The organism is Salinicoccus kekensis, assembly GCF_900220995.1.
Lineage (GTDB): Bacteria > Bacillota > Bacilli > Staphylococcales > Salinicoccaceae > Lacicoccus > Lacicoccus kekensis.
The window spans coordinates 413,950-439,650 of record NZ_OBQF01000001.1 but is presented as its reverse complement, the minus strand read 5'-3'; the positions used below and the strand labels follow the sequence as shown (position 1 = coordinate 439,650).

23 protein-coding genes and 1 other RNA gene are annotated in these 25,701 nt (G+C 49.9%); 5 read left to right on the top strand and 19 right to left on the bottom strand.

What is annotated here, in order from left to right; genetic code table 11:
• The 10 genes from CRN96_RS02095 to CRN96_RS02050 all read right to left on the bottom strand — a co-directional run bounded on the left by CRN96_RS02095 (position 1) and on the right by CRN96_RS02050 (position 11,158).
• Positions 1–627: an O-methyltransferase gene (locus CRN96_RS02095; RefSeq protein WP_097038647.1), complete on the bottom strand. Its 627-nt coding sequence runs from the start codon at positions 625–627 to the stop codon at positions 1–3.
• A 103-nt stretch (positions 628–730) separates the two neighbouring features.
• Entirely contained in the window at positions 731–1,858 is a 1,128-nt protein-coding gene (gene mltG / locus CRN96_RS02090; protein ID WP_097038645.1) for an endolytic transglycosylase MltG, read from the bottom strand.
• A gap of 68 nt (positions 1,859–1,926) precedes the next feature.
• Positions 1,927–2,229, bottom strand: coding sequence for a DUF1292 domain-containing protein (locus CRN96_RS02085; RefSeq protein WP_097038643.1), 303 nt, complete (start codon positions 2,227–2,229; stop codon positions 1,927–1,929).
• A gap of 2 nt (positions 2,230–2,231) precedes the next feature.
• The gene (gene ruvX, locus CRN96_RS02080) at positions 2,232–2,666 is read right to left on the bottom strand and encodes a Holliday junction resolvase RuvX (protein ID WP_097038641.1); all 435 of its coding nucleotides are present in this window, start codon (positions 2,664–2,666) and stop codon (positions 2,232–2,234) included.
• Complete coding sequence (locus CRN96_RS02075; protein ID WP_097038639.1) at positions 2,659–2,922, bottom strand: IreB family regulatory phosphoprotein; 264 nt, start codon at positions 2,920–2,922, stop codon at positions 2,659–2,661. The genes ruvX and CRN96_RS02075 overlap by 8 nt, the downstream gene beginning before the upstream one ends.
• Positions 2,923–2,982: 60 nt before the next feature.
• The gene (alaS, locus tag CRN96_RS02070) at positions 2,983–5,607 is read right to left on the bottom strand and encodes an alanine--tRNA ligase (protein WP_097038637.1); all 2,625 of its coding nucleotides are present in this window, start codon (positions 5,605–5,607) and stop codon (positions 2,983–2,985) included.
• A 248-nt stretch (positions 5,608–5,855) separates the two neighbouring features.
• Positions 5,856–8,231 (bottom strand): SF1B family DNA helicase RecD2, encoded by a 2,376-nt coding sequence (gene recD2, locus CRN96_RS02065; protein ID WP_097038635.1) that lies wholly within the window; start codon positions 8,229–8,231, stop codon positions 5,856–5,858.
• 25 nt (positions 8,232–8,256) lie between these two features.
• Positions 8,257–8,898 carry a tetratricopeptide repeat protein gene (locus CRN96_RS02060; RefSeq protein WP_097038632.1) on the bottom strand — a complete coding sequence of 214 codons (642 nt, stop codon included), beginning with the start codon at positions 8,896–8,898 and terminating at the stop codon, positions 8,257–8,259.
• A complete protein-coding gene (gene mnmA, locus CRN96_RS02055) occupies positions 8,895–10,001 on the bottom strand; it encodes a tRNA 2-thiouridine(34) synthase MnmA (RefSeq protein ID WP_097038630.1) in 1,107 nt (368 codons plus the stop codon). Before mnmA ends, CRN96_RS02060 begins: the two co-directional genes overlap by 4 nt.
• A gap of 29 nt (positions 10,002–10,030) precedes the next feature.
• Positions 10,031–11,158: a cysteine desulfurase family protein gene (locus CRN96_RS02050; protein ID WP_097038627.1), complete on the bottom strand. Its 1,128-nt coding sequence runs from the start codon at positions 11,156–11,158 to the stop codon at positions 10,031–10,033.
• Positions 11,159–11,307: 149 nt separating this feature from the next.
• On the opposite strand from CRN96_RS02050, the gene CRN96_RS02045 reads away from it, so the two are divergent.
• From CRN96_RS02045 to CRN96_RS02035, 3 genes are all read left to right on the top strand, one after another.
• Complete coding sequence (locus tag CRN96_RS02045) at positions 11,308–12,306, top strand: LLM class flavin-dependent oxidoreductase (protein WP_097038616.1); 999 nt, start codon at positions 11,308–11,310, stop codon at positions 12,304–12,306.
• Between the two features lie 266 nt (positions 12,307–12,572).
• A complete protein-coding gene (locus CRN96_RS02040; protein WP_097038613.1) occupies positions 12,573–13,979 on the top strand; it encodes a hemolysin family protein in 1,407 nt (468 codons plus the stop codon).
• On the top strand, positions 13,972–15,009 hold the full coding sequence (locus CRN96_RS02035) for a hemolysin family protein (protein WP_097038612.1): 1,038 nt from the start codon (positions 13,972–13,974) through the stop codon (positions 15,007–15,009). Before CRN96_RS02040 ends, CRN96_RS02035 begins: the two co-directional genes overlap by 8 nt.
• Positions 15,010–15,072: 63 nt before the next feature.
• Here the strand turns inward: CRN96_RS02035 and CRN96_RS02030 are convergent, their stop codons facing one another.
• The 4 genes from CRN96_RS02030 to CRN96_RS02015 form a co-directional block, all read right to left on the bottom strand.
• Entirely contained in the window at positions 15,073–15,837 is a 765-nt protein-coding gene (locus CRN96_RS02030; protein ID WP_097038610.1) for a 2OG-Fe dioxygenase family protein, read from the bottom strand.
• A 104-nt stretch (positions 15,838–15,941) separates the two neighbouring features.
• A complete protein-coding gene (thrB, locus tag CRN96_RS02025; protein WP_097039659.1) occupies positions 15,942–16,811 on the bottom strand; it encodes a homoserine kinase in 870 nt (289 codons plus the stop codon).
• Positions 16,798–17,874 carry a threonine synthase gene (thrC, locus tag CRN96_RS02020; RefSeq protein ID WP_097038608.1) on the bottom strand — a complete coding sequence of 359 codons (1,077 nt, stop codon included), beginning with the start codon at positions 17,872–17,874 and terminating at the stop codon, positions 16,798–16,800. The genes thrB and thrC overlap by 14 nt, the downstream gene beginning before the upstream one ends.
• A gap of 1 nt (position 17,875) precedes the next feature.
• Positions 17,876–19,075 (bottom strand): homoserine dehydrogenase, encoded by a 1,200-nt coding sequence (locus CRN96_RS02015; RefSeq protein WP_097038606.1) that lies wholly within the window; start codon positions 19,073–19,075, stop codon positions 17,876–17,878.
• 147 nt (positions 19,076–19,222) lie between these two features.
• Between CRN96_RS02015 and CRN96_RS02010 the strand changes: the two genes are divergently transcribed.
• Positions 19,223–20,584 (top strand): aspartate kinase, encoded by a 1,362-nt coding sequence (locus CRN96_RS02010; RefSeq protein WP_097038604.1) that lies wholly within the window; start codon positions 19,223–19,225, stop codon positions 20,582–20,584.
• Positions 20,585–20,632: 48 nt separating this feature from the next.
• On the opposite strand, the gene CRN96_RS02005 is transcribed toward CRN96_RS02010, so the two are convergent.
• Positions 20,633–22,315, bottom strand: coding sequence for an ABC1 kinase family protein (locus CRN96_RS02005; protein WP_179647071.1), 1,683 nt, complete (start codon positions 22,313–22,315; stop codon positions 20,633–20,635).
• Between the two features lie 22 nt (positions 22,316–22,337).
• Positions 22,338–22,754 (bottom strand): RrF2 family transcriptional regulator, encoded by a 417-nt coding sequence (locus CRN96_RS02000; RefSeq protein ID WP_097038602.1) that lies wholly within the window; start codon positions 22,752–22,754, stop codon positions 22,338–22,340.
• Between the two features lie 87 nt (positions 22,755–22,841).
• Between CRN96_RS02000 and CRN96_RS01995 the strand changes: the two genes are divergently transcribed.
• Entirely contained in the window at positions 22,842–24,116 is a 1,275-nt protein-coding gene (locus CRN96_RS01995; protein WP_097038600.1) for a replication-associated recombination protein A, read from the top strand.
• 59 nt (positions 24,117–24,175) lie between these two features.
• Here the strand turns inward: CRN96_RS01995 and ssrS are convergent.
• The 3 genes from ssrS to CRN96_RS01980 form a co-directional block, all read right to left on the bottom strand.
• A non-coding RNA gene (gene ssrS / locus CRN96_RS01990) (6S RNA) lies at positions 24,176–24,366 on the bottom strand.
• 104 nt (positions 24,367–24,470) lie between these two features.
• Entirely contained in the window at positions 24,471–25,340 is an 870-nt protein-coding gene (locus tag CRN96_RS01985) for an NAD(P)-binding domain-containing protein (protein ID WP_097038598.1), read from the bottom strand.
• 10 nt (positions 25,341–25,350) lie between these two features.
• Positions 25,351–25,623, bottom strand: coding sequence for a YciI family protein (locus tag CRN96_RS01980; protein ID WP_097038597.1), 273 nt, complete (start codon positions 25,621–25,623; stop codon positions 25,351–25,353).
• Positions 25,624–25,701: the final 78 nt, after the last annotated feature.

Below are 25,701 nucleotides of genomic sequence, written 5' to 3'. Positions count from 1 at the left end.
CTACACCTGACTTTTTGAAATAACTAATAGCCCATCACCTATTGGAAGAAATGATGTGGGGTAATCGCTTTGACTCATATGCTGATTAAAGGCATCCACTTTTTCCTTCAGCTTCCTTTTGTTCCTGCCGACGATATCGTCTTCGGTGACCAGACCCCTTAAAAGTATATTGTCCACCACGATCAGGCCGTCCTCTTTCACAAAAGGGCTGAACTTGTCAAAGAAAAGCTGGTTGTTGCCTTTTGATGCATCTATAAATAACAAGTCGACCGACTCTTCTTCAATATTCAAATCCATCGTCTTTGCGTCACCCAGATGTGCATCCACCCTGGATGCGACGTCGTATCTTGAAAAATTTTCAACGGCGGTTTCGTAGGCCCCGCGATCCTTCTCCATGGTGATCAAATGGGAGTCATCATATACAGATAACAGATGCAGGCCGCTGTACCCGATCGCCGTACCTATTTCCATGTATGTCTTTGCCCCTTTGATCCTGATGAGATGCTTAAGCGCTGCCAAAGCATCACTGTCTATGATCGGGACACTGTTATCCACTGCATAGGAATAAACGTCGGGATAGTGCTCCTCGACAACATTCAGACTTTTTACATATTGCGCAATATTCATATAATCACCACATACAAAAAATACAACTGATAACAAATGTTATCAGTTGTGTATTCATTAAAGAACATGGTACCACACTATCCGCTTATTGAAAAGAATGTTTTTACTGGTTGTTGATATATTGCTCCCTGTTCTCGATATGCTCTTCAAATGTCTCGGCAAAATGATTATTGCCTTCACTGTCGGCAAGGAAGTAGAAATAGTCCGTGTTGCTCGGGTTCATCGCACTCTGTACGGATTCCATACCGGGTGATGAAATCGGGCCCGGCGGCAGTCCTGTATTCAGGTAGGTGTTGTAAGGATCTTCGACTTCAAGATCCTCGAACAGTGTGCGTTCCTGATGCTCACCGAGTGCATAAAGCACGGTCGGGTCGGTCTGCAGCGGCATGGCAGGGATCTCAGCCATGCGGTTCAGGAACACACTCGCAATCATCGAACGGTCGGCAAGCGAAGTCGCTTCCATCTCGATCAGGGAGGCGAACGTCAGAAATTCATGGAACGATAAAGACTCCTGCTCCCCTTCATAATTGATGGTGATGTCCTCAACCGAGTTGTAGACCGGGAAGCTGTTCACCTGTGTTGCATCAAGCATCTGCCTGATGATGTTCTCCACTTCGGGTTCTTCTTCGGTGATGTCATATGTCGCCGGGAACAAGTAACCTTCCAGCGGGAATTTCACGTCTTCATCAAGGATTTCATCACTGAGCATATCCGGATACTCATCCATGAGAGAGCTTATGAATTCATCATCCTCCATCAGCTCCATGAACCTTTCTTCAGCGACGGGAAGATTCTGGCTGAGCTGTGAGGCGATCTGCTCCACATTATAGCCTTCCGGGATTGCCACCCTGTACTGGACTTCTTCATAGATCGTTCCCGTTTCGAGCGTCTTTGCGATCTGCTCGAAATCCATGGCAGGGGAAAGCTCATATTCACCCGCATGGTAATCGGTGATGCTGTTCAACCTCAAATATACTTCAAACATTCTGCTGTTCTCTATAATGCCCTGTTCTTCCAGCTGTTCGCCGATCATTCCTGCTGAAGAGCCCTGTTCTATGGTGATCTCCTGAGTCTCCTCGGAATTCGCATCAAGCGGCTCACCGATCGATGAAATATAAAGATAGGCCAGAATGGCCGCCACTATCACACCGATCGTCAGCAGGCCGATGATGATCAATGACAGAAAGGAAGATACATTTTTTGAAAATCTGATATCATCATATCTACTCATACAAGACTCCTTATCTTTAAAAATAGCTTCCAATTAAAATTGGAAGCTATTTTTGAATCATTCGTTTTTTACTCTTCCGGTTCGTCCATCTGAGTATTTACAACTTCTTCAATCATGTCCCATTCTTCATCTGTTTCCACAGGTAAAAATCTGCCGCCGTCACCATCTTCGTCCGGCACATTTATCATCGGGATCAGTTCGATATCCCCTTCTTCATCTTCGAAGTTGCCTTCTTCCGCCAAGATTATATAATCTTTGTTGAACTCGGGATGATGGAATTCCAGCATTTTACGGTAAAGGACCTCATTGCCTTCTTCATCAAATAAAGTCAGCAGTTCCTCTTCATTATTAAAATCCAATTCATGAGACATATTTACAGCTCTCCTTTTGCCGGTTTATCAAGATAGCCCTGCAGGATGAATACTGCAGCCATCTTATCTATCACGGCTTTGCGTTTTTTACGTGACACATCAGCTTCAAGTAAAGTCCGTTCTGCTCCAACAGTACTCAAGCGTTCATCCCACATGATTATTTTAACACTTGGTATATGATTCGCAAGCATTTCACTAAAATATAATGAACGCTCGCCGCTTTCCCCGATGGAGTTGTTCATATTTTTGGGCAGGCCGACGACCACTGATGATACATCATGCTCTTCCACGATCCGGGCAATTTCTTCAAGCCCGTATTTCCCCTTGTCATAATCGATCTTCAGGGTGGTCAGACCCTGCGCCGTCCAGCCGAATGCATCACTGATCGCAACGCCTATCGTCTTCGTCCCGACATCCAGACCCAGCACTTTAGTCATTTATTTCACTGTCGACATAAGTCCTGACCAGCACTTCGATGATTTCATCACGATCGACGTGGCGGATCTGATTCCTCGCTTCATTCTGGCGGGGAATGTATGCAGGATCTCCGCTTTGAAGGTAGCCGACCAGCTGATTGACCGGGTTATAATCCCTTTCCTCCAAAGTTTTATAAACGTTGGTCAGTATCTCTTTGACATGTTTTGCCCGGGATTCATCTACATTGAATTGTACAGTCTCATCAAATTGTCCCACAAAAGCACTCCTAACTCCCTATTGATTTGTCCCCATTATATCACTTAAACCCCCATTAAGTTAGTTATTAATGTACTCGTTAACAAATTGTAATGCTTTTGTTAAATTAGCGGGCTCGGTGCCGCCGCCCTGGGCCATATCCGGGCGTCCGCCGCCTTTTCCGCCGACGCGTTCAGCCATGCCTTTCATGATTTCGCCGGCTTTGAACTGATCGGTCAGTTCTTTCGGGACGGTGACGACGAGCGACACCTTGCCATCCGACGCACTGCCAAGCGCGATGACGGCATCCTGGTTGGCTGATTTCACATCATCCATCACCGACCGGAGTTCCTTGGCGTTCTTCGCATCGACTTCAGTCGCAATCAGTTCGACGCCGCCCACTTCCTGCTTGATGTCTTTGAGATCAGACAATTTCTCCTTCGCTGAAGCGGATTTCAATTCCTTGATTTCCTGCTTCAGTGCAGCCCTTTCATCGTACAGTTGGGTGATCTTTTTCGTGATGTTCTCTTCTTTCACTTTGAGGCTGGATGCCACTTCCTCGATCAGGCCCTCTTTTTCTTTGTAGTATTCGACGGCATATCTGCTCGTGACCGCCTCGATCCTGCGGATACCGGCACCGATGCCTGTTTCAGAAACGATTTTGAAGAGTCCGATGTCGGATGTGTTCACCACATGGATCCCGCCGCACAGTTCGACGGAGTATTCTTCCATATCGACGACGCGCACGACATCCCCGTATTTTTCACCGAATAAAGCCATCGCACCCTTCTCCCTTGCCTCTTCTATCGGCATTTCGGAAATTCTGACGTCCAGGCCTTCGTATATCCTTTCGTTCACCGCATCTTCAATCGTCCTGATTTCTTCTTCAGTCAGCGGGTTCAGGTGGGAGAAGTCGAAACGGAGGCGTTCCGCTTCAACAAGTGAACCGGCCTGGTTGGCATGCTCCCCGACCGTATCCTTCAATGCCTGATGCATCAAGTGCGTTGCAGAGTGGTTTTTGACGATGAATCTGCGCTTTTCCTCATTGACATGCAGGCGGTATGTCTCCCCCGCCTCGACGGCGCCGCTCACAATCCTTGCGATGTGGACGTTTTGGTTGTTCGGTCCCTTGTAGACCCCTTCGACATGAATTTCCGCCGTGTCATTTCTGATTACGCCGGTATCTGCGATCTGACCGCCGCTCACCGCGTAAAACGGTGTCCTGTCGAAGATGAGTTCAACCGTTTCCTCGCCGTCATACGAATCGAGCGCCTCGTCATCCTTTGCGATCAGAAGGAGTTCCGCCTCTTCACTCATCGAGCTGTAGCCCGTGAAAGTGCTCGGGGCGGTGAAATCCGCCAGGGTTTTGGACTGGACCTGCATCGATTCGCCCGCTTTGCGTGCACTTCTTGCACGTTCCCTCTGCTTCTTCATCTCTTCCATGAATCCTGCTTCATCGACGGTGAGGCCGTCATTCTCTGCATATTCCTTGGTGAGTTCATAAGGGAAGCCGTATGTGTCATACAGCTTGAACGCATCTTCGCCTGAAATGACGCCTGTAGTGTCTTTAACAGATGCCCTGAATGACTCATAAATGCGGATGCCCTCGTCCAGAGTGGAAAGGAAGCGTTCCTCCTCTTTCCTGACGACCTCCTTGATGAAGTCGCTCTTCTCCTTGACGTTCGGGTAAAAGTCTTCCATGATATCCGCCACCGTATCGACGAGCGAGAACATGAAAGCTTCATTGATGCCGAGCTCTTTAGAAAATCTGACGGCGCGGCGCAGCAGACGGCGGAGCACATAACCCCGGCCTTCATTCGACGGCAGGGCACCGTCCCCTATCGCAAAGCTGACCGTCCTGATATGGTCGCTGATCACTTTGAACGCAGCATCCCGGGCGTCGTCTTCACCGTATGCTTTTCCTGACACCTCTTCGATTTTTTTGATCAGCGGTGTGAAGAGGTCCGTATCGAAGTTGGTCGGCACATTCTGGACGATGCTTGCCATCCGCTCGAGCCCCATGCCGGTATCGATGTTCTTCTTCGGCAGCGGTGTATAGGTGCCGTCACTGTTATGGTTGAATTCACTGAATACGAGGTTCCATATTTCAAGGTACCTTTCATTTTCGCCGCCCGGATACATCTCTTCTGCAGGTGCGCCGTATTCGTAATCCGGACCGCGGTCGTAGAAGATTTCACTGTTCGGTCCGCACGGGCCTTCGCCGATGTCCCAGAAGTTGCCTTCTATCCTTATGATGCGGTCTTCACTCAATCCGATCTCATCGCGCCATATATTATAGGCATCCATGTCTTCCGGGTGGACTGTGATATATAAGAGGGATTCATCCAGCGCCATCCACTCCTCACTGGTCAAAAACTCCCATGCGAGTGCGATGGATTCCTTCTTGAAGTAATCCCCGATCGAGAAATTGCCGAGCATCTCGAAAAATGTATGGTGCCTTGCGGTGAAGCCGACATTTTCAATATCATTCGTCCGTATGGATTTCTGCGCATTCACGATCCTCGGATTCTCAGGCGTGATCCGTCCGTCAAAGTATTTCTTCAACGTGGCGACGCCGGAGTTGATCCACAGCAGTGAATCATCATCGATCGGCACGAGCGGTGCGCTCGGTTCCACCATATGATCTTTCCCTTTGAAAAATTCAATGAATAAATCCCTGATTTCATTTCCGGTTAATTCTTTCATGACATTCACTCCTCAATATAAATAAAAAAAGCCCCTATATAAATATAGGGACGAAATATTCCGCGGTACCACCCAGGTTATGGCAAGGCCATCACTCTAAATATTTTCGCTCACCGGAGTGCAGCACGTATATATCCGTATCATTGTTCTCACCGGCCACAATGTCTCTGTCAAATACCGCATATATACTCGATCACTCCGACGCTGATCGTTAATGATAATGATTATAAATTTTAATTGGCGCACTGTCAAATGAAATCGTAAGGTGTCTTCTCCACATTGATCATCGCCGGGATCTTGAAGAGGTTCTCCTCAGTCAAATATCCGGGACTTTCATCTTTTTCCGGCACTTCATCCGCCCCGCCGGGAATCCTCACATTGAACTTGTCATGCAGTGCATCGACCAGCGTGGTATGCCGGGTGATGCCTTCATTGTCGAGTGCCTCATAGAAGGCATTCTCATCACCGCACAGGATCAGTGACTCCTTGGCCCGTGTGATGCCGGTGTAGATGATGTTTTTGATCAGCATATGCCTGTAGCTCTTGACCAGCGGCATGATCACGATCGGATATTCGCTGCCCTGCGCCTTATGGATGCTCGTACAGTAGGCATGGGCGAGCTCGCTCAAATCTTTGCGCTCGTATGCGATATGCTTGCCGTCGTAATCGACGATCACCATATCCTTCTCCGCCTGCGCATCCTCGTCTTTAAGTATGATCTCATCGATGATCCCCGAGTCGCCGTTGAAGATGTTGTCTTCCCGGCGGTTGATCAGCTGCAGCACCTTATCCCCCGTGCGGAAGTGGATATCACCGAATTTAATCTCCCTCTTCTCGTCATCAAGGGGGTTCAATATTTCCTGGAGCACCTGGTTGAGCTTGTTGATGCCGGCATTGCCGCGGTAAATCGGTGCCAGCACCTGGATGTCCCGCATATCGTAGCCCTTATTCACGGCACGGCTCACGATGTTGTCCACCAGTCCGGAAATCTGGGATATGTTTGCCGTTATGAACACCCGGTCCTTGAATTTCTGCCGGATATCGATCGGCTGCTCCTCCTTGATGTCGTGGGCGAGCTTGATGATGGATGAGCCTTCACCCTGACGGTAGATCTTGGTGAGCTCCGTCACCTTGATGACATCCGACTCTATCAAATCGTTGAAGACCTTGCCCGGCCCGACGGAAGGGAGCTGATCCCGATCGCCGACGAATACGAGTCTCGTCTCACTCGGCACATTCCTGAGCAGCTGATAGAACAGCCATGTATCCACCATCGACATCTCGTCGATGATGATCATCTTCGCATTCAGCTCTATATCCAGGAAATCATCTTTTTCCGTATCCTGGCCCCAGCCGATGAGGCGGTGGATGGTCGAAGCTTCGATCCCCGTCGATTCGCTCAGGCGTTTTGCCGCGCGTCCCGTCGGGGCCACCAGTTTGATCGGGTACTCGCCTTCATCATATTCCTCGAATTCCTCGAATCCTTCAAGGGCATGATAACAGCCGATGATTCCTTTGACGATCGTCGTCTTGCCGGTGCCGGGGCCCCCGGTGATGATTGAGATCTTCTCATTCACAGCACTGTGGATCGCAGAAATCTGCTCCTCATTATATGTGATGTGTTCATTTCGTTCGATCTCTTCCAGCTCATCATCGACTTCCTCCTCATCAAACGGATCATCCGCCGAAAAGTTCAATATACGGTGGATTTCATCCGCCGATTTGTGCTCGGCATAAAAAATCGTCGGCAGGTATATCCTCTCTTCGAATACGACGATCTTCTCATCTTCCTTGAGCTCGTTAAGCACACCGTCGATATCCCGATCTTCAAACTGGTCGCGCCCGTTGTATTCAAGGAGCCGCTTCAGTTCGACATTCAAAATATTACGGTCTATATAAGTATGCCCCGTGGAGAGCGTGATGTCCTCGACGATGTATAACAGCCCCGCCTTCAGCCGGCCGAGGTCGTTTGGCAGGATGCCCTGTGCGAGGGCGATCTTATCGGCGGTATTGAAACCGACGCCGTCGATGTCCGCCACCATCCTGTAGGGCGACTGTTCGAGGATTTTGAGCGTATGATCGCCGTAATGTTTCAGGATCTTCGCACTCATCCTGGCGCCGAATCCAAGTTCATTCAGCCGGATGATGATCTCCTCGGTCTTTTTATTCTCCAGGATGGTGTGGTGGATCATGTCGATCTTGGCCTTCGACAGGCCGCCGACCGACTTCAATGCGCTTTTATCGTCGGATATGATCTCAAGCGCGTCAGATCCGAGTGTATCCACTATTTTCTTGGCGGTCTTCAAGCCGATGCCTTTGAAGGTGTCGCTCGCCAAATACTGTATCACACCCTCATCCGTCTTCGGGAGTTCGAGTTTGAACTGTGTGGCGTTGAACTGCTCGCCGAACCTTGCGTGATTCTTGATGGTGCCGGAGAACCTGTACGTCTCCCCCTCGGTTATATCATGGAAATAACCGGTGACGATGGCGTCAAAAACGAAGTTGGTGTTCGTTTCATCTATGTTGACTTTCAATACAAAAAAGCGTGTTTTTTCGCTTTGAAAAATGACACGCTCGACTTCACCGATAATATATTTCTCATCGTAAATTGACGACTGTTCCATACTGATCACCGCCGTTTAAAATATACTACTCTGAAATCTTTTTCAATGCATGATGGGCAAGATGATGGTCTTCCTGCACCTCGACCGCTTTTTCGAAATGGGTCCTCGCTGCAGCCGCATCATCATCCCGCACCAGCTTGAGGAGGCCGAGGTTATACTCGGCGTCTGCATGCGGCGTGCTGCCAGAAACCTGCGTCAACAGCTTCTCCGCCGGATCGAACAGGTTCAGCTGACAGCACAAAAGGCCGTACTGGAAATTCGTCTCGATATCTTCCGGCCTTGACTGATGCGCCACTTCAAAGAACTGCAGCGCCCTCCCCGGTTCATCCATATGCACATAGCTCATGGCAAGCATGAAATTCAGGTCCGCATCCTCCGGATTCCTGCTGTAGGCGAGCAGATACAATCTGACCGCTTCCTCATATCGCTCATGGTTGAAATAAATGTTTGCAAGGCTGTAGAAAGCACTCGTACTCTGGGGGTTCAGGTCGATGGCCTTCTGAAGGAACTTTTCAGCCTCTTCGTCGCGCCCGAGCCGGTGGAGCAGGTTGCCGCCGTTTATATAATGGACTTCTTCTTCGGGCGCTTCTTCTATACAGTTGAAAATGATCTGCAGCGCTTCCTCGGTATCCCCATTTTTCAGGATCTCTTCATACGGCAGACTCATCCCAGATACTCCAATACTTTTTCTTCGTTGTAGACCGTATCGATCGTCGCACCGCCAAGGCATACATCGCCGTCATACAAAACTACAGCCTGCCCCGGTGTCACAGCCCTCGCCGGGCCGTCAAAGACGACTTCGATGGTGCCGTCATCATTTTTATGGACAGTGACAGGAACATCCTTCTGCCTGTATCTGAATTTTGCCGTGCAGTCGAAAGTACCTTCGACGTCATTGATGAAATTCACGTCGGATGCGGTGAGTCTGGTGGAATAAAGGGATTCGTTCTCATACTGTGAAACGACATACAGTTCATTCTCTTCAAGGTTCTTGCCAGCGACGAAATAAGGTCCGCCTTCACCGCCGATGCCGAGTCCCTGGCGCTGTCCGATCGTGTAATACATCAGCCCGTCATGCGACCCCATATCTTCGCCGGTGTCGAGATTGATCATCCTGCCGGGATTGGCAGGGAGATAGCCGCTCAGGAACTCCTTGAAGTCACGTTCGCCGATGAAACAGATGCCTGTCGAATCTTTCTTGTCCTTTGTCGCAAGGTCATATTCATGCGCAAGCGCCCGCACTTCAGATTTCTCCATATGGCCGAGCGGGAACATGACTTTCGACAATTGTTCCCTGGACAGCTGATTTAAAAAGTATGTCTGGTCTTTATTGTTGTCGACGCCTCGGAGCATCGTCACGGAATCACCGTCATGCTCAACCCTCGCATAATGTCCGGTCGCGACATAGTCGGCGCCGAGTTTCATCGCATGATCGAGAAACGCCTTGAACTTGATTTCTTTGTTGCACATCACGTCCGGGTTCGGTGTGCGCCCTTTTTCGTATTCTTCCAGGAAATACCTGAACACCCTGTCATAATATTCCCTTTCAAAGTTGACTGAATAGTAAGGGATGCCGATCTGCTCGGCGACCAGTCTTACATCTTCGTAATCTTCCGTCGCGGTGCATACGCCGAATTCATCCGTGTCGTCCCAGTTCTTCATGAATATGCCGATGACATTATAGCCTTGTTCTTTTAACAGCTGTGCGGTCACGGAGGAGTCGACACCTCCACTCATGCCGACGACAACCGTCGTTTTTGATGGATCCATTCAATACATTCCTTTCTTAATTCAAATCTTTAATTTCCATATAATCTTTCATATATCGCTTTTAACTGGCTGACGATCTCTAAAACATCTTCTTCCTCCATCAAGTGGGAGAAGCTGAAGCGGATGGATTTCAAGGCCCGTTCCTCATCATCATACATTGCTTGTATGACATGGGACGGCTGCACCGTGCCGGCGTTACAGGCCGAGCCTGCCGAAACGTATATCCCCGTCATATCAAGGGCCGTGAGCAGGAATTCCGCCTCGCTCCACGGGAAGTGAAGATTCACTATGTGGCTCGCCTGGCGGTTGACATCACCATTCACTTCAAATGGGATCTCCTTTGCGGTCAGCTCATTGAGGAACCGCTCCTTCAGCTGCATCTCTTTTAAGCTTCTCCGAGCCCTGTCGGAGTCCGCCTTCTCCATGGCGAGTGCCAGCGCTTCGACCCACATGGTGTTTTCCGTCCCCGCCCGCCTTGATAATTCATGACTGCCGCCGGTGATCTGGGCGGACAACTTCGTCCCTTCCCTCAAATAGAGCATGCCGATGCCCTTAGGGCCGTATATCTTGTGTCCGCTCAACGTCAGCATGTCCGCCCTCAGAGCCTCGACATCAACTTCCATATGGCCGAATGCCTGGACGGCATCGATGTGGAAGAGCGCCTGGTGATCTTTAAGCACTTTGGCGATTTCATATACAGGCTGTATGCTGCCGGTCTCATTATTGACGAGCATGATCGATACGAGCACTGTATTGCTCTGCAGGCTGTCCTTCAAATCTTCGACGTCTATCAGTCCGTCTTCAGAAGCTTTGAGGAAAGTCACATCATACTGCTCACTTAAATTCTGATATGTCGTCCTGACGGAGGCATGTTCAATGTCAGTCGTGATCATATGCGGCTTTTCATGCCGGCCCGCCGTGCCTTTGATCGCGAGGTTGTTCGCTTCGGTCGCACCGCTTGTGATGATGATCTCTTTAGGTTTCGCATTGATCGATTCTGCAATGCGGGTGCGATGGTCCTGGAGCTTCGCTTTAGCATCCTTGCCGATCCGGTGGATGCTTGACGGATTGCCGAAGACATCTGCGCCGGCCATGACTTTTTCCATTATTTCCTTATCGAACGGTGTCGTCGATGCATAGTCGACATATACTGACATTTCATTCACCCTTAACCACTTTAAATTATTAACTAATATATTTTAACATGTTTCAATGTAAATTTATAATGTTTGAAACCAATTGTTCGCCAAAATGTGCATTCATTTGTACAATTTCATATAGATAACACAAAACAGGAGATGAAAGAATGCCTAAAAAATTGAATATTTCAGCACTGAACCTTGTTCCTGTAAGGGCGGGGACCAATGCCTCACAGGCGATTGAAGATATGGTCGACCTCGCCGAACACATCGACGGTTCCAAATACCAGAGGTACTGGATATCTGAACACCATAATATGACATCCATCGCATCATCTGCAACAAGAATACTCATCAAGCACATTTTGGAGAATACGTCACACCTCCGGGTCGGGAGCGGCGGCGTGATGCTGCCGAACCACTCACCCCTGATTGTGGCCGAGGAATTCGGGACGATGCACGCCATATACGGAGACCGCCTGGACATCGGCCTCGGACGTGCGCCCGGGACGGACATGGCGACTGCCAACGCCATCAGGCGGAGCAACCATGACGGTGTGTTCTCCTTCAGAAGAGAAGTTGAAGAATTGAAAAGATACCTGTCATCCATACCGGCGCATGTCATCGCCTATCCCGGGCAAGGCACGGAGATTCCGTTGTACATTCTCGGTTCATCGACGGATTCTGCGCATATCGCAGCAGAGCTCGGACTGCCTTATGCTTTTGCGGCGCATTTTGCACCCGCACAGATGGAAAATGCTTTTAAAATCTATGAAGAGAATTTCAAACCTTCGAACCAGCTTGATGAACCGTACAAGATGGCGAGCCTGAATGTGATCATGGCGGATACGAATGAAGAGGCGGAATTCATCAAGACCACCCATTACCTCAATATACTGAACCTGATCAGGAACACCCGCGGGCAACTGCCGAAGCCGGTCGAAAATATGGAGGACAGATGGTCCCCGAGGGAGGAGCAGGCAGTGAAGACACAGTTCCCTATCGCATTTTCAGGGGATAAGAAAAAGGCGATGGAAGAACTGAGGCTGTTCCAGAGTCAGTTCAACGTTGATGAAATCATGGCCGTATCCTATATTTACGATATGGATGACCTTAAGAAATCGTACGACCTGTTCGAAGAACTGGTCGGGGAATATAATGGATGACACTATGCCGGGCAGGCCTGCCCGGCATTTTTTTCATCGAATGAACAGATAATTTCATCTACCTGTGGGGTTTTATTTTGATCCTGGTCATTTTGTATTATAAAACAACAATCAGGGTATAATATTCATTAAAGAAAAGAAGAAAGGAAGGAGAACATGGATAAAAGTTTCAAGGCTTCACAATCGATGCATTGCAGTGGACAGGCCGGCGAAGTCCCGGAAAATATGAAGGGATTCCTCTGCTGCCTCAAGGCGGTTGAGCGCTTATGATGACAGCTCTGCTCACCCTGCTGCTCGGCATCCTCGTCATTCTGGCGATCATTGCGGCAAATGGTTATTTCGTCGCCCAGGAGTTCGCTTATATGTCAGTCGACCGTTCGCGGCTGGCTGTCCAGGCCGAAAATGGTGATAAGGCAGCCGAGTCCGCATTGCAAGTGACAAAGCGGACTTCATTCATGCTTTCAGGTGCCCAGCTCGGCATCACCGTCACAGGCCTGATGGTCGGTTATGTCGCCGAACCGCTTGTCGGCGAGAGCCTCGCCACATTGTTCGGCGGTATCGGGGTGCCTGCTGCTGTCAGCATATCCGTCGGCACCATCCTCGCATTGGCAATATCGACGATCGTCCAGATGATTTTTGGTGAATTATATCCAAAGAACCTCGCGATTGCCAACCCCGAACCGTTATCACTTGCTCTTGCCCGTTCAACAAATATTTACCTGGGTGTCTTCGGATGGCTGATCAAAATTTTCGATTACTCAGCCAATGCCCTGCTGAAATTGTTCAGGATCGAGCCCGTCCATGATGTGGACAGCAGTGCGACTGTGCGTGATCTTGAACACATCGTCGCGGATTCCCGTGAAAGCGGTGATCTTCCGAAAGGTCTGTCCCTGATGCTTGACCGCATTCTGGATTTCCCGGAACGCGATGTCGAACACGCCATGATTCCCCGTTCGAGAGCAGACTCCGTCGAACCGGATATGACGATCGGTGAAGTGCGTGCTCTGATGGCTGCGGCGCATACCCGCTACCCGGTCATAAACGATGAGGATGAGCCCGTCGGTGTCGTGCACCTCGCAGATATACTGGCTACATCACTGGATGAAGATGCACCCATCAGGGAAATCATGGCACCGCCTGTAGTGGTGCCCACAGTAATGCCCCTGCCCGAAGCAAGGATGCTGATGATCGAATCGGGTGACGATCTCATCTGCGTCATTGACGAGTACGGGGGGTTTGCAGGCATTCTGACGACTGAAGACCTGGCGGAGGAAATCGTCGGTGAAATTACTGACGAGCACGATCCGGAACCGGAACAACCTATAGCCGCCCAAGGGGAAGGCATCTGGCAGATGAGCGGAGATGTCCATATTGATGAAGCAGAACGCGAAATAGGATGGGATCTGCCGCGGGGAGATTATGAAACCCTTGCAGGCCTGCTCATCGCCCATCGCGGCGCCCTGCCCGCAATCGATGATACAGTCACGGTCAGACTGCCTGATGATCCTTCGGACCTGGTTTATGACGAACCTGTTGAACGCTACCTGAATGCCAGGGTGATCGAAGTGGAAAGAAGAGTTCCGACACTGGTCCATCTGACGCTGCATGAAGCTTCCGGGGACGATGTCCCTGCTTCTCGTGATAATCTGGTGAGGAGGGACTCTAATGACTAATCCATGGATAGTTCTCTCAGCAACAATATTACTCATTGTTTTAAGCGCATTTTTTGTCATTATAGAATTTGCACTTCTCGGTGCGCGCAGACACAGGCTTGAAGAGGCGGCTGTCAACAGCCGGGGTGCCCGTGCAGCACTGCGCTCCGTCAACGAGCTGACAATCATGCTGGCCGGCGCACAATTGGGCATTACAGCATGTACCTTTGCCCTCGGTGCGATCACCAAGCCCGCTGTTGATTCCTGGTTGTCACCTTTGCTAGCTGATATCGGGCTGCCGATCTGGCTCGCTGGCGGCGCCTCATTCTTTTTATCATTGCTGATTGTCACGTTCCTGCATCTGGTGGTCGGTGAAATGGCACCTAAATCATGGGCGATTGCCCATCCTGAACTTTCGGCAACCATAGTCGGTCTGCCCGCACGCGGCTTCATCTGGCTGTTCAGGCCTTTACTGACCTGGGTCAATGAAATCGCAAACCGTCTCGTAAAAGCATCCGGTGTCGAGCCAGTCGACAGTGCCGCAGTCGGGGGGCAGGATGCTGCAACCCTCCGTTACCTTGTCGAACATTCCGCTAATGTCGGCGCGCTTGACGCTTCATTCCGCACCCCGATTTCCGGTGCACTTGAACTGGAAACATTGAAAGTCGACGATCTGGTCACGGCAGACAGTGATGCAACATCCGTGAAATCAGATGCCACAGCCCATGATATTCAAAAGGCGACGGAGTCCACGGGCCATAAACGGATCCTGATCATGGATGACGATAAAGCAACCCCCGGCATAGTGCATGTACGTGATACATTGCTTGAACCACCGGGACGGTCCGTCAAGGATCTCTCCCGCCCCGCATTCGTCCTGCAGAGGGGCACACTCGTCCACGAGGCCCTCACAACAATGAGGAAGTCCAGCGAGCAGTTTGCCGTCATCATGGACGGTTCCGAGTTCATCGGCATCGTCACCATCAATGATATTCTGGATAAGATCCTCCCGCGGGTGGCGGACCGAAGATCAGAATCGCGCTCAAAATAAATGGAAATGGCGCAAAACCATAAAAGCACTGCCTGAAGATATCTTCAGGCAGTGCTTTTTTATTCACTCATCCATATCTGCAACGACGGTCAACTGGTAATCGATCAATATCACCGACCGGACGGCAGGGCCCTCTCCCCCGCCTTTCGTTATCGGACCGACATAATGGCTCACGGATGAATCTTCCACACCGTAGGATTCAAGCGGACGGTTCAGTTCAAACACCTCGTGAAGTTTATCCTCATCCACTTCCTCCGGCTGGCTGCCGCTGACTGAAGGTATGCCGATGGCATTGATGCCGCCTTCTGCATTCCTTCTTTCAATCAGGTGCGCAAAAGTGAACGGCTCCCCGTCCTGATGCAGGCAGTCCGGCGAAGACACTGCACGCTCCCCTTCTTCATCCACTTCCAATTTGACGAAGTGCACCCCGACATGTATCGGCATGATCATATCCTCTTCGCCCCAGAAAGTTTCTTCATAGTCTGCCATGATGATCTTCTTAAGCAGCGTGTTTTCGAGGATGTGCGGATCGATCGCATGGAATTCACGGTAGGAGCCGGGATGCTCGGGGTTGAATTTCCCCTGGAAATAGGCGGCATACTCCCGGCCGTCCCTCACCACATTCGGCAGCCACTCGATGTTTTTTGAAGCCGGCAGCACCAGCGCACGTGAATATCTCCTGTACCGGTTCAGCTCAGGGGCATAGTCATCCACAGGCAGATATTCAAAGTACTCAAGCAGCGCCTCATAGTCCTCTTCAATGCCTTCATACTTCAAGGTCTCCATATAATCATAAATTGCGTAACCTTTATTCTTCAACTGACTCATCATCATCGTTCCTTTGCATTATGTTCTCAATAAATCATTCTAACATAAAATGAGAATTGCATTCAGAACGGCCGGTCATAAAAAAGACAGGCGGAAGCCGCCTGTCATTTCGTATAGATTTCGAGTTCTTCATGCTCGACATTCCGGATTTTCTTCAGATCGTTCAGGATGCCGCCGACATCCTTCTGATCACACAGCGTCATGACACTCGGGCCCGCACCGCTGATGACGGTCGCATAGGCGCCGTTTTTCAGGGCCCTGTCCTTGATGTCATCGAATTCCTTGATGAGCGGCCGGCGGTAGATTTCATGGAACTGGTCCTTCATCATCAGCCTGCCCATATCGATGTATTCCTTGTTGAATAAAGAGAACAGCATGACGTTGTTGATGGCATTCTGGTTCACTGCGGTCTGCCTGTCATATGAATCCGGCAGCGCCCGCCTTGCTTCGTTCGTATTGATCATATAATTCGGCACGGAGACGATCAGTGAAAAATCGATATCATCAAGTACATGGTAATACAGTTCACCGTGGTTGTAATAACCCACGAAGACCCCGCCCGTGATGCACGGGCCGATATTGTCCGGGTGACCCTCGATATCGCAGCCGAGCATGATCTTATCATGATCGGTCAGGTTCAAATCACAGAAGTAGGCAGCCAGTTCAATGCCTGCGACGATTGCGGACGATGAACTGCCGAGCCCGTGGGCAAGCGGAATTTCACTGTCCATCTCCACCGTCACCGGCGGCATCTCCTTATTATATTTCAGGGCGATGCTTTTCGCGGTGGAGATGACGAGATTGTCCTCGCCCGGCGGCAGCACCTTCAGATCGGAGTTCAAAAACTCTATTTTGAAGGCTTCGCTTGGATAAGCTTTGATCTTTAAAAACTTTGTGACGGCAACACCGATGGAATCAAAACCCAGGCCGAGGTTTGCACTCGTCGCCGGGATTTTGAGATTAATTTCCTTCATCGTCATTCAGGCTTTCAATATATTCCGTGATCACCGCTTCATCGTTCGGCAGCACCTTCGGCTGGACCGCCGCTTCATCGACTGCAGTCTGCGGATCTTTCAATCCGTTGCCTGTAAGGATCGTGACGACCGTGCTGCCCTTTTCCACATGGCCTTCGGATACTGCCTTGATCAGGCCTGCAATGCTTGCATTGGATCCCGGTTCTGCGAAGAGCCCCTCTTTCCTTGCAAGCCTTGAATAGGCTTCAAGGATCTCATCATCGGTCACCGAATCGATGAGACCGCCGGACTCGTCCCGTGCCGCTGTTGCGAGGTGCCAGCTTGTCGGGTTGCCGATCCTGATGGCGGTGCCGACCGTTTCCGGTGCTTCAATCACTTTATCTTTAGTGATCGCCGCCGAGCCTTCCGCTTCGTAGCCGAACATTTTAGGCAGCTTCGAGCCCTTCTTCTCATGGTACTCCTTGAATCCTTTCCAGTAGGCGGAAATATTGCCGGCATTGCCGACGGGTATGAACAGGTAGTCCGGCGCCTCATCCAGTGCGTCCACGATTTCAAATGCAGACGTCTTCTGGCATTCGATCCTGTAGGGATTGACCGAGTTGACGAGCGTGACGCCTTCATTGTTTTCCGCGACTTTGCGTACGATCTTCAGTGCATCGTCGAAGTTGCCCTGGATGGAGACGATCTTCGCGCCGTACACGATGGCCTGCGCGATCTTGCCGAGCGCCACCTTGCCTTCAGGGATGACCACGATCGTATTCATCCCGAGCCTTGATGCATATGCTGCTGCAGAAGCGGAAGTGTTGCCGGTCGATGCACAGATCACCGTATGTGCACCCTCCTCTTTCGCTTTCGCGACGGCAAGGACCATGCCGCGGTCTTTGAACGATCCGGTCGGGTTCAGCCCTTCAAATTTCGCAAACACATTCAGGCCGTATTCCTCGCTGAACGAGTTCAGTGGGATGAGCGGTGTGTTGCCTTCCTGCAGTGACAATGCAGGTGTTGCATCAGTCACCGGCAGATATTCTTTGAATTCCTCAAGTAAACCTCTCCAGTAGGCCATCTCACTCATCTCCAATTACAGGGTATTTGGCTTTTACATCGAGCCCTTCCAATGCATCTTCCAGCTGGTCGATGTTCAGCTTCGCCGTCACGGCGACGACGGATTCGTGTGCAGTATTCAATTTATGGTCGACTTTCCCATCAAGTGCCTTTTTGACATCCGCCTCGGAGTCGCCAAAGCGCAGGTAATACTGGTATTCAACCGCTTTGTTCTCTATCACTGCATCTTCTGCCGGCTGGAAGTTGCCGTTTGCCGGCTGGGTCAGTACATGGATCAGATCGGATACGACGGCGCTCGCAGTCTCGAGGCTCCCCGCACCGGGGCCGTAGTACATCGTCTCGCCCACCGCATTGCCGTTGACATAAACGGCGTTCTTCTCATAATTGACGGAAGCAAGCTGATGGTCCGCTTTCAGGAATATCGGTTCCACGCTTGCACTGATGCTGTCGTCATATTTGCTGATGCCGACGAGCTTCATGATGTAGCCGAGGTCCTTCGCAATCTGTATATCCGCCGCATCGACCTTCGAGATGCCCGTGCTCGGCACATCTTTGATGTCCACTTTCCTGTTGAAGGCGAGCCTTGAAAGCAGGACGATCTTCCTCAGTGCATCGATCCCTTCCACATCATTGGTCGGATCGGCTTCTGCGTAACCTTTCGCCTTGGCATCGTCAAGTGCATCTTCATAAGACCAGCCATCGATCGTCATCTTCGTCAGTATATAGTTGGTCGTCCCGTTAAGTATGCCCATCACTTCGGATATCTGATTTGCATTCAATGAATTTTCAATCGTCCTGATGATCGGGACGCCGCCTGCGACGGCCGCTTCATAATTCAGATGGACATTGTTTTTGTTTGCAGCTTCAGTGAGGTCGTCGATCCTCTCTGCAAGCAGATCTTTATTTGCGGTGACGATATGGATTCCGTTATTCAGCAGCTCCATCATAATGTCATATGTATGGTCGATCCCGCCCATCACTTCTATGGCCGCATCGATGTCCGCGTTGTAGATATCATTGATATCGTCCGTGATCTCAATGCCGGAAAGGTCAACATCACGTGCTTTATCGACATTTTTGGCGAACACATGTGTGATCTTGATTTCTTCACCGGTCAATGACTCTATCTTTTCTTTGTTGGTGTTCAATACTTTTACGACACCAGTTCCTACGGTGCCCATTCCTAAGACAGCAATTTTCATAACATAGAATCCTCCAATTAAATACTTATAGATACTCATATTAGATTGAAAAGTTTAAAAATTCAAGATAATATTATCTTAATCTACACATTTCCTATAATTTCATGTATTATTAAGTCTAAATTTCTATAAAAGGGTGTCAGCCAAGTGAAAGTAGCAAAATTCGGTGGCAGTTCATTGTCATCATCCAACCAATTGAAAAAAGTATCAAAAATCATCCAGAATGATCCGGACATCGGTGCAGTGGTCGTCAGTGCACCGGGACGGCGTTTTGACGATGACATCAAAGTGACGGATCTGCTCATCGCACTCCATGCGAATAAAATCACCGGGCTTCCGTATAATGAGGCGCTGGATGCGATTTTAAGCAGGTATGAGGAAATCCTCACCGGCCTCGGCATCGACCTTGTCATGCTGGAGAAATTCAGGAATACGATCCTTTCCTACCTCCAGAACATCAGTGATAATGCAAGGCTGCTTGATGCATTGAAATCATGCGGTGAGGACTTCAATGCCCAGATGCTTGCAGAATATCTGACGGCCGAGGGCACACCTGCGAAGTATTATTCGCCGGAAGAAGCCGGCATCTATGTGACCGATGAGGCAAGCAATGCGCATCTGCTGAACGAGTCATATGATAACATCGCCAGATTGAAGGATGCTGAAGAGGTCATCGTCATACCGGGCTTCTTCGGCATATCCAAAAACGGCAATATCGTCACATTTCCAAGGGGCGGCTCCGATATTTCCGGTGCGATCGTGGCACGCGGCCTGGATGCGGAAATCTATGAAAACTATACGGATCAGAGCCACATCTATTCCGCCCATCCGGGATTCATCGATAATCCGCATGCAATCGAGGAGCTGACTTACCGTGAAATGCGGGAGCTCTCCTACTCGGGCTTCGGCATCTTCCATGATGAGGCGCTCGAGCCGCTGTACCAGGTCGAGATACCGGTGATGATCAAGAATACGAACGCACCGCATATCGAAGGGACAAAAATTGTGGCAAAGCGGGAACTCTTAAAAGATATCCCGGTGATCGGCATCAGCTGTGACGTCGGCTTCACGGCGATATCCGTCAAGGACTATCTGATGAACCGCCAGGTCGGCTACATGAGGAAGCTGCTGCAGGTGTTTGAAAATCACCGGGTTTCCGTGGAACATATGCCGTCGGGCATCGATAACATCTCGATCATCGTCCGCAACAGGAATCTCGACGGCAGCAACAAGGTCGAACAGATCACAGAAGACATCAATGACCAGCTTGAGCCTGAAAAGGTGGAGACGGAAGGCGATCTTGCCCTCCTCGTCATCGTCGGTGAAGGTATGGAGTACACCGTCGGCCTTGCCAATAAGGCGACCAAGGCACTGACTGAAAATGGCATCAACATCAGGATGATGAACCAGGGTGCTTCGGAGTCGAGTATGGTATTCGCAGTGAAGATGAGCGATTACCAGAAGGCGCTGAATGCCGTCTACAATGAATACTTCAGAAACGTAAATTAAAAAGAGGCCCGAGGGCCTCTTTTTTGTTGAATAATTTAATGGCAGTCATCAGAACCTTCCGGATTTGAAGATCGAGTACAACAGACCGAGGAATAAAAATACGGCGAGCACAAATCCGATCTCAATCGCAGGAATCTGCCAGATCACCGTCGTCTGGCCCGCAATCGCGGCACCGACGATCAGACCGACCATGATGATGCTGAACGACAGGAGGACGATGCTGAAGGATAACCGGTTGCCGATCCGGTCCATTCTCCTGAACAGTTCTTCAAACCGCCTCAAGGACAGCTGCACCGGCACTTTTTTATCGCGCAGTGATTCTGAGAATATCCTCAGGTTATCCGTCACATCGACGGCGGTGTCGCTCACGTCCTGAAAATTGCTGTAGGCGCGCGACGCCATGTTTCTGGGATCGTATTTTTCCTTCACGAGGAGTCTTCCGAACGGCTCAGCGACATCCATCATGCTGAATTCGGGATCCAGGCTGCTGACGACGCTTTCCAGGGTGATGATCGATTTACCGAGGATGGTGAAATCCTGAGGCAGGCCGATGCGGTGCTTATTTGCGATATGGAAAAGATCCTGGACAGCCTCACCGATATTCACATGGCTGAGCGGCTGATCGTAATACTTGTCCCTGATCTTTTCTGCGTCACGGTTCAGGACGTTCATTTCGACGCCGGGCGGCACTATCCCCATTTTGGTGATCGCCCGGACGACAGCAGATGCATCCTTTTTCATCATGCCGATCAGGAGCGTGCCGAAGTTATACTTCATCTCCGATGACAGCCTGCCGACCATGCCGAAGTCCATGAAGGCGATGCTGCCGTCTTCAAGCACGCTGACATTGCCGGGATGCGGATCGCCGTGGAAGAACCCTTCGACGATGATCTGATGGAATACGGCATCCGCCAGCCTTTCAGCCAGGACTTGCCTTGAATGACCATTTGCTTCAAGTTCTGCATGGCGGTTGATTGGTATGCCGTCGACATATTCCATGACCAGCACATTCTTTGTGGAAAGTTCCCTGACCATCTCAGGTATTTTGATTCTGTCATCATCTTCAAACTGTTTGCGTATTTTATCCGCATTATTGGCTTCAATCGTATAATCCAGTTCGTCCAGAATCGCTTCTGAAAATTCCTCGATCATGTCCTTCACATGATACCGCTTTGCCCATTCCATGCGCTGCTCCGCCAGGGTCGCAAGATGATGGAGTATTTCAAGGTCGTTCCGCATCGTCTTCTCGATATGCGGACGCTGGACCTTCACCGCGACGATCTGGCCCTCCACGGTCTGGGCCTTGTGGACCTGGCCCGTCGAAGCGGAGCCGAGCGGCTTTTCATCCATATTCAAAAAGACATCCTCAGTCTTCACACCGAGTGACTCTTCAATCACTCTTTTCGCCTCTTCGAAGCTGAACGGCGGAACATCACTCTGCAGCTTTTCAAGTTCTTCGATGATGTCTTTTGGAACCAGGTCTGGACGGGTGCTCGCAATCTGGCCGAGCTTGATGAATGTCGGCCCCATCTCCTCGATGAATAGACGGACCCGCTCTCCCCTGGATTTTTCCTCATCACTTTTCTGCTGTCTTAAGATGATGCGTTTCGGCAGGCTCAAAAGTTCGTCCAGGCCGAGTTCCTCGACCAGGAAGCCGAATCCGGCATATGAGAAGTTTATGGCGATTTCCCTGTAACGGTTGATGTATTCGATACGTTTTTTTATTATCATATAAAAACTCCAGAATCATTATTTATATATGGAACATATAATCATCGAGGCCCTCACCGTCATAATCGATCATGTCCTTAAGCGTCGTATGGTCCAGCACATCGCTGATTGCATCCCTGATCCTTCCCCAGAGGAACCTCTCGTTCTTGCCGTCCTTTTCATCACTTTCAACTGCGACGATATTCTCCTCGACACTTTTGAAAATCTGGCCGACAGTGATTTCTTCCGGCGGATGGTTCAGTTCATAACCGCCGTATGCACCTCTGGTACTCTTTACAAGATCCTCTTTCTTCAAACTGGCAACGATCTGTTCCAGGTAGAGATCGCTGATCCCGCGCTCCGTTGCCACGGATTTGACACTTCTTCTCTGCTCGCCGTAATCCCGGGCAAGCTCGAGCATAAAATATAAACCATATCTTCCACGTGTGGATATTTTCATAATACACCTCAGAATATAAACTTTTTAATAAATCCATTTATGTTGTAGTATATTAAATATATCATAATAAAACAGTTGGGTGAAAATATGAGTACACAACCATTGAGTTACCGCATGCGGCCAAGAACGATCGACGAAGTGATTTCACAGGAACATCTGGTGGGCGAAGGCGGCATCATCAGACGCATGGTGGAGGCCAGACGCCTGACATCCATGATCCTGTACGGACCGCCGGGCATCGGCAAGACAAGCATCGCTAGTGCCATTGCCGGATCCACAAAATATATGTTCAGGACGTTGAACGCAGTTTCAAATACGAAGAAAGATATGCAGCAGATTGTGGAAGAAGGAAAAATGAGCGGAACGGTGATTCTCCTGCTTGATGAAATTCATCGCCTGGACAAGGCCAAGCAAGATTTCCTTTTGCCGCATCTCGAGAAAGGGACGATCATCCTGATCGGCGCCACGACTTCCAACCCTTACCATGCCATCAACCCGGCCATCAGGTCGAGGTCACAGATATTCGAACTCGATTCTCTGGATCAGGAGGACATCAGACTCGCCCTCACAAGGGCCATAGCGGATGAGGAACGCGGGCTCGGCAGGATGACCCTTGAAGTTGATGAGGAAGCGATGGAACACTTCACCTTGTCCGCCCAGGGCGATGTCAGGAGTGCACTGAATGCGCTGGAGCTCGCGGCCCTCAGTACGAAACCCGACGGGGATAAAGTCCACATCACGCTTGATGATGCGAAAGCCTGCATGCAGCAGTCCGCCTTCCTGCATGACAAGGACGGTGACGCACACTATGACGTGATGAGTGCGTTCCAAAAATCAATCAGGGGCAGTGATGTGGACGCGAGCCTGCACTACTTGGCGAGGCTGATTGAAGCGGGGGACCTTGTGACGATTGCACGCCGGATGCTCGTGATCGCCTATGAAGACATCGGACTTGCCAATCCCCAGCTTGCAACAAGGACATTGAATGCGATCATTTCTGCAGAAAGGCTCGGCTTTCCCGAAGCAAGGATACCACTTGCCAATGCCGCAATCGAACTTGCACTCTCACCGAAATCAAACAGTGCCTACAAGAGCCTTGACAGTGCGCTTGCAGACATTAAGAAAGGAAAAGCCGGCACAGTTCCAAAACATCTGAAAGACGGGCATTATGCAAGTGCCGAAAAGCTCGGCAATGCCGTCGGCTACAAATATCCCCATAACTTTCCGAATAACGTCGTGGCCCAGCAGTATATGCCCGACACTTTGAAGGACAGGCAGTATTTCATCCCTTCGAAAGACACGAAATACGAAGGGCAGCTTCAAGAGATCTACTCGAAGCTCAGGACGATACTCCGGAAATGACGGGAAAATCCACAAAAAAAAATAAACACCGGACGCATATGCGTCCGGTGCTTATCATCGAAATATCCAAGCTAAGCCGTGTGTATCTGTTGATTATTTTGGCCTGCTATTTGCAGGTGGGTGTCCTGTTTCCAACTCCAAACGTCCTGACGAACAGGCTTGTTTTTCGCAGGAAAACCTATTGGACTCCCGTTAAAATTGGTGTTAGGTCAAAATATAATTCAACACATCACGAACTTCTCAGATATTTCTATTAATGATAGTATAGCACAGGCCAAAAACTTTGAGAAGCAAAAAGGTTTTTAAATTTAAAATATCCGCAGGAGACGATCAAACAAGACCCGCAACCGATGCTCAGCAGCCCTTGTCATAGTGCCTGTAAAGTGCACTGTGGTCCTCCTCCTGCACGTCGGGGTCATCCATAAGTTCCGTCATCATCGCTTTCGTCTGCCGTGTGATGGGGAGTCTTTCAATGACATCTTCGTCCACGCTGCCGAATGCATTGTTCAAGTCTTTCACATGCAGTTTCATCTTAAAGCCGGGATCGTACTTTCCAGCAGCCATCTTCGGGAATTTGGTGTCCATCACGGCGCTGCCTGCCAGGCCGCCGCTGATTGCATCATAAACCGTCTCCAGGTCAAGATTCAGCGCTTCTGCAAGGGCGAGGCCTTCTGAAAGTGCTGCGATGTTGTTGGCGACGATCACCTGATTGACCAGTTTTACGGCATTTCCGGATCCGACCGGGCCCGTATGCACGATGCCTGCACCCATGCACTCAAGTATCGGCATGACTTTTCCGATTGTTTCCTCATCACCGCCGGCCATAATCGATAAAGTCCCCTCGACCGCTTTTTCTTCCCCGCCGCTCACCGGTGCATCAATATACTGATGACCGTGTGCATTCAGCACTTCAGAGACTTCCATGCTCGTTTCAGGATTGATGGAGCTCATATCGATCACTGGCGTCCCGGGATTGAATTTTTTATGGAGGCCGCTTTCCACAATGACCTCCTGCACCTCGGCGGAATCGGGAAGCATAAGTATGATGACTTCCGATTTCTGCACGACCGCTTCATGATTTTCCAAAACTGTTGCACCGTGATGCGACAGTTCATCATTCGTATCATCGTTGGAGCTGCTGATATAGACATCGTACCCGCTTTTAAGCAGATTGGCACACATCGGCTTCCCCATGATGCCGAGACCGATAAATCCGATATTCATTGAACCACTCCTATATTTCGTATTCAGTCACCATTTCCCATTCATGCAGTTCGTAATCCCTCGCACCATTTATAATGTAAGGGTCCTGTTTGACGAGTTTTTCAACCTCTTCCCCGTCCTGCCCTTTGTAGATCACAAGACCGCCGGCGCCGTCCGTAAAGCGCCCGTTCATCACAACCACATCTTTTTCCCTCAGACCATCCAGGAATTTCAAATGTTCCTCCCTGTGGATGCTGCTCTTTTCTTCATCCAGCATCGATAAGAAAACTGCAAAATATTTCATCTCGGCTTCACTCCGTTTTTTATTTAATGATATCAAATTTTTTGAAAACTTAAAGCAAAATGATAAAAGGCCGTAAAC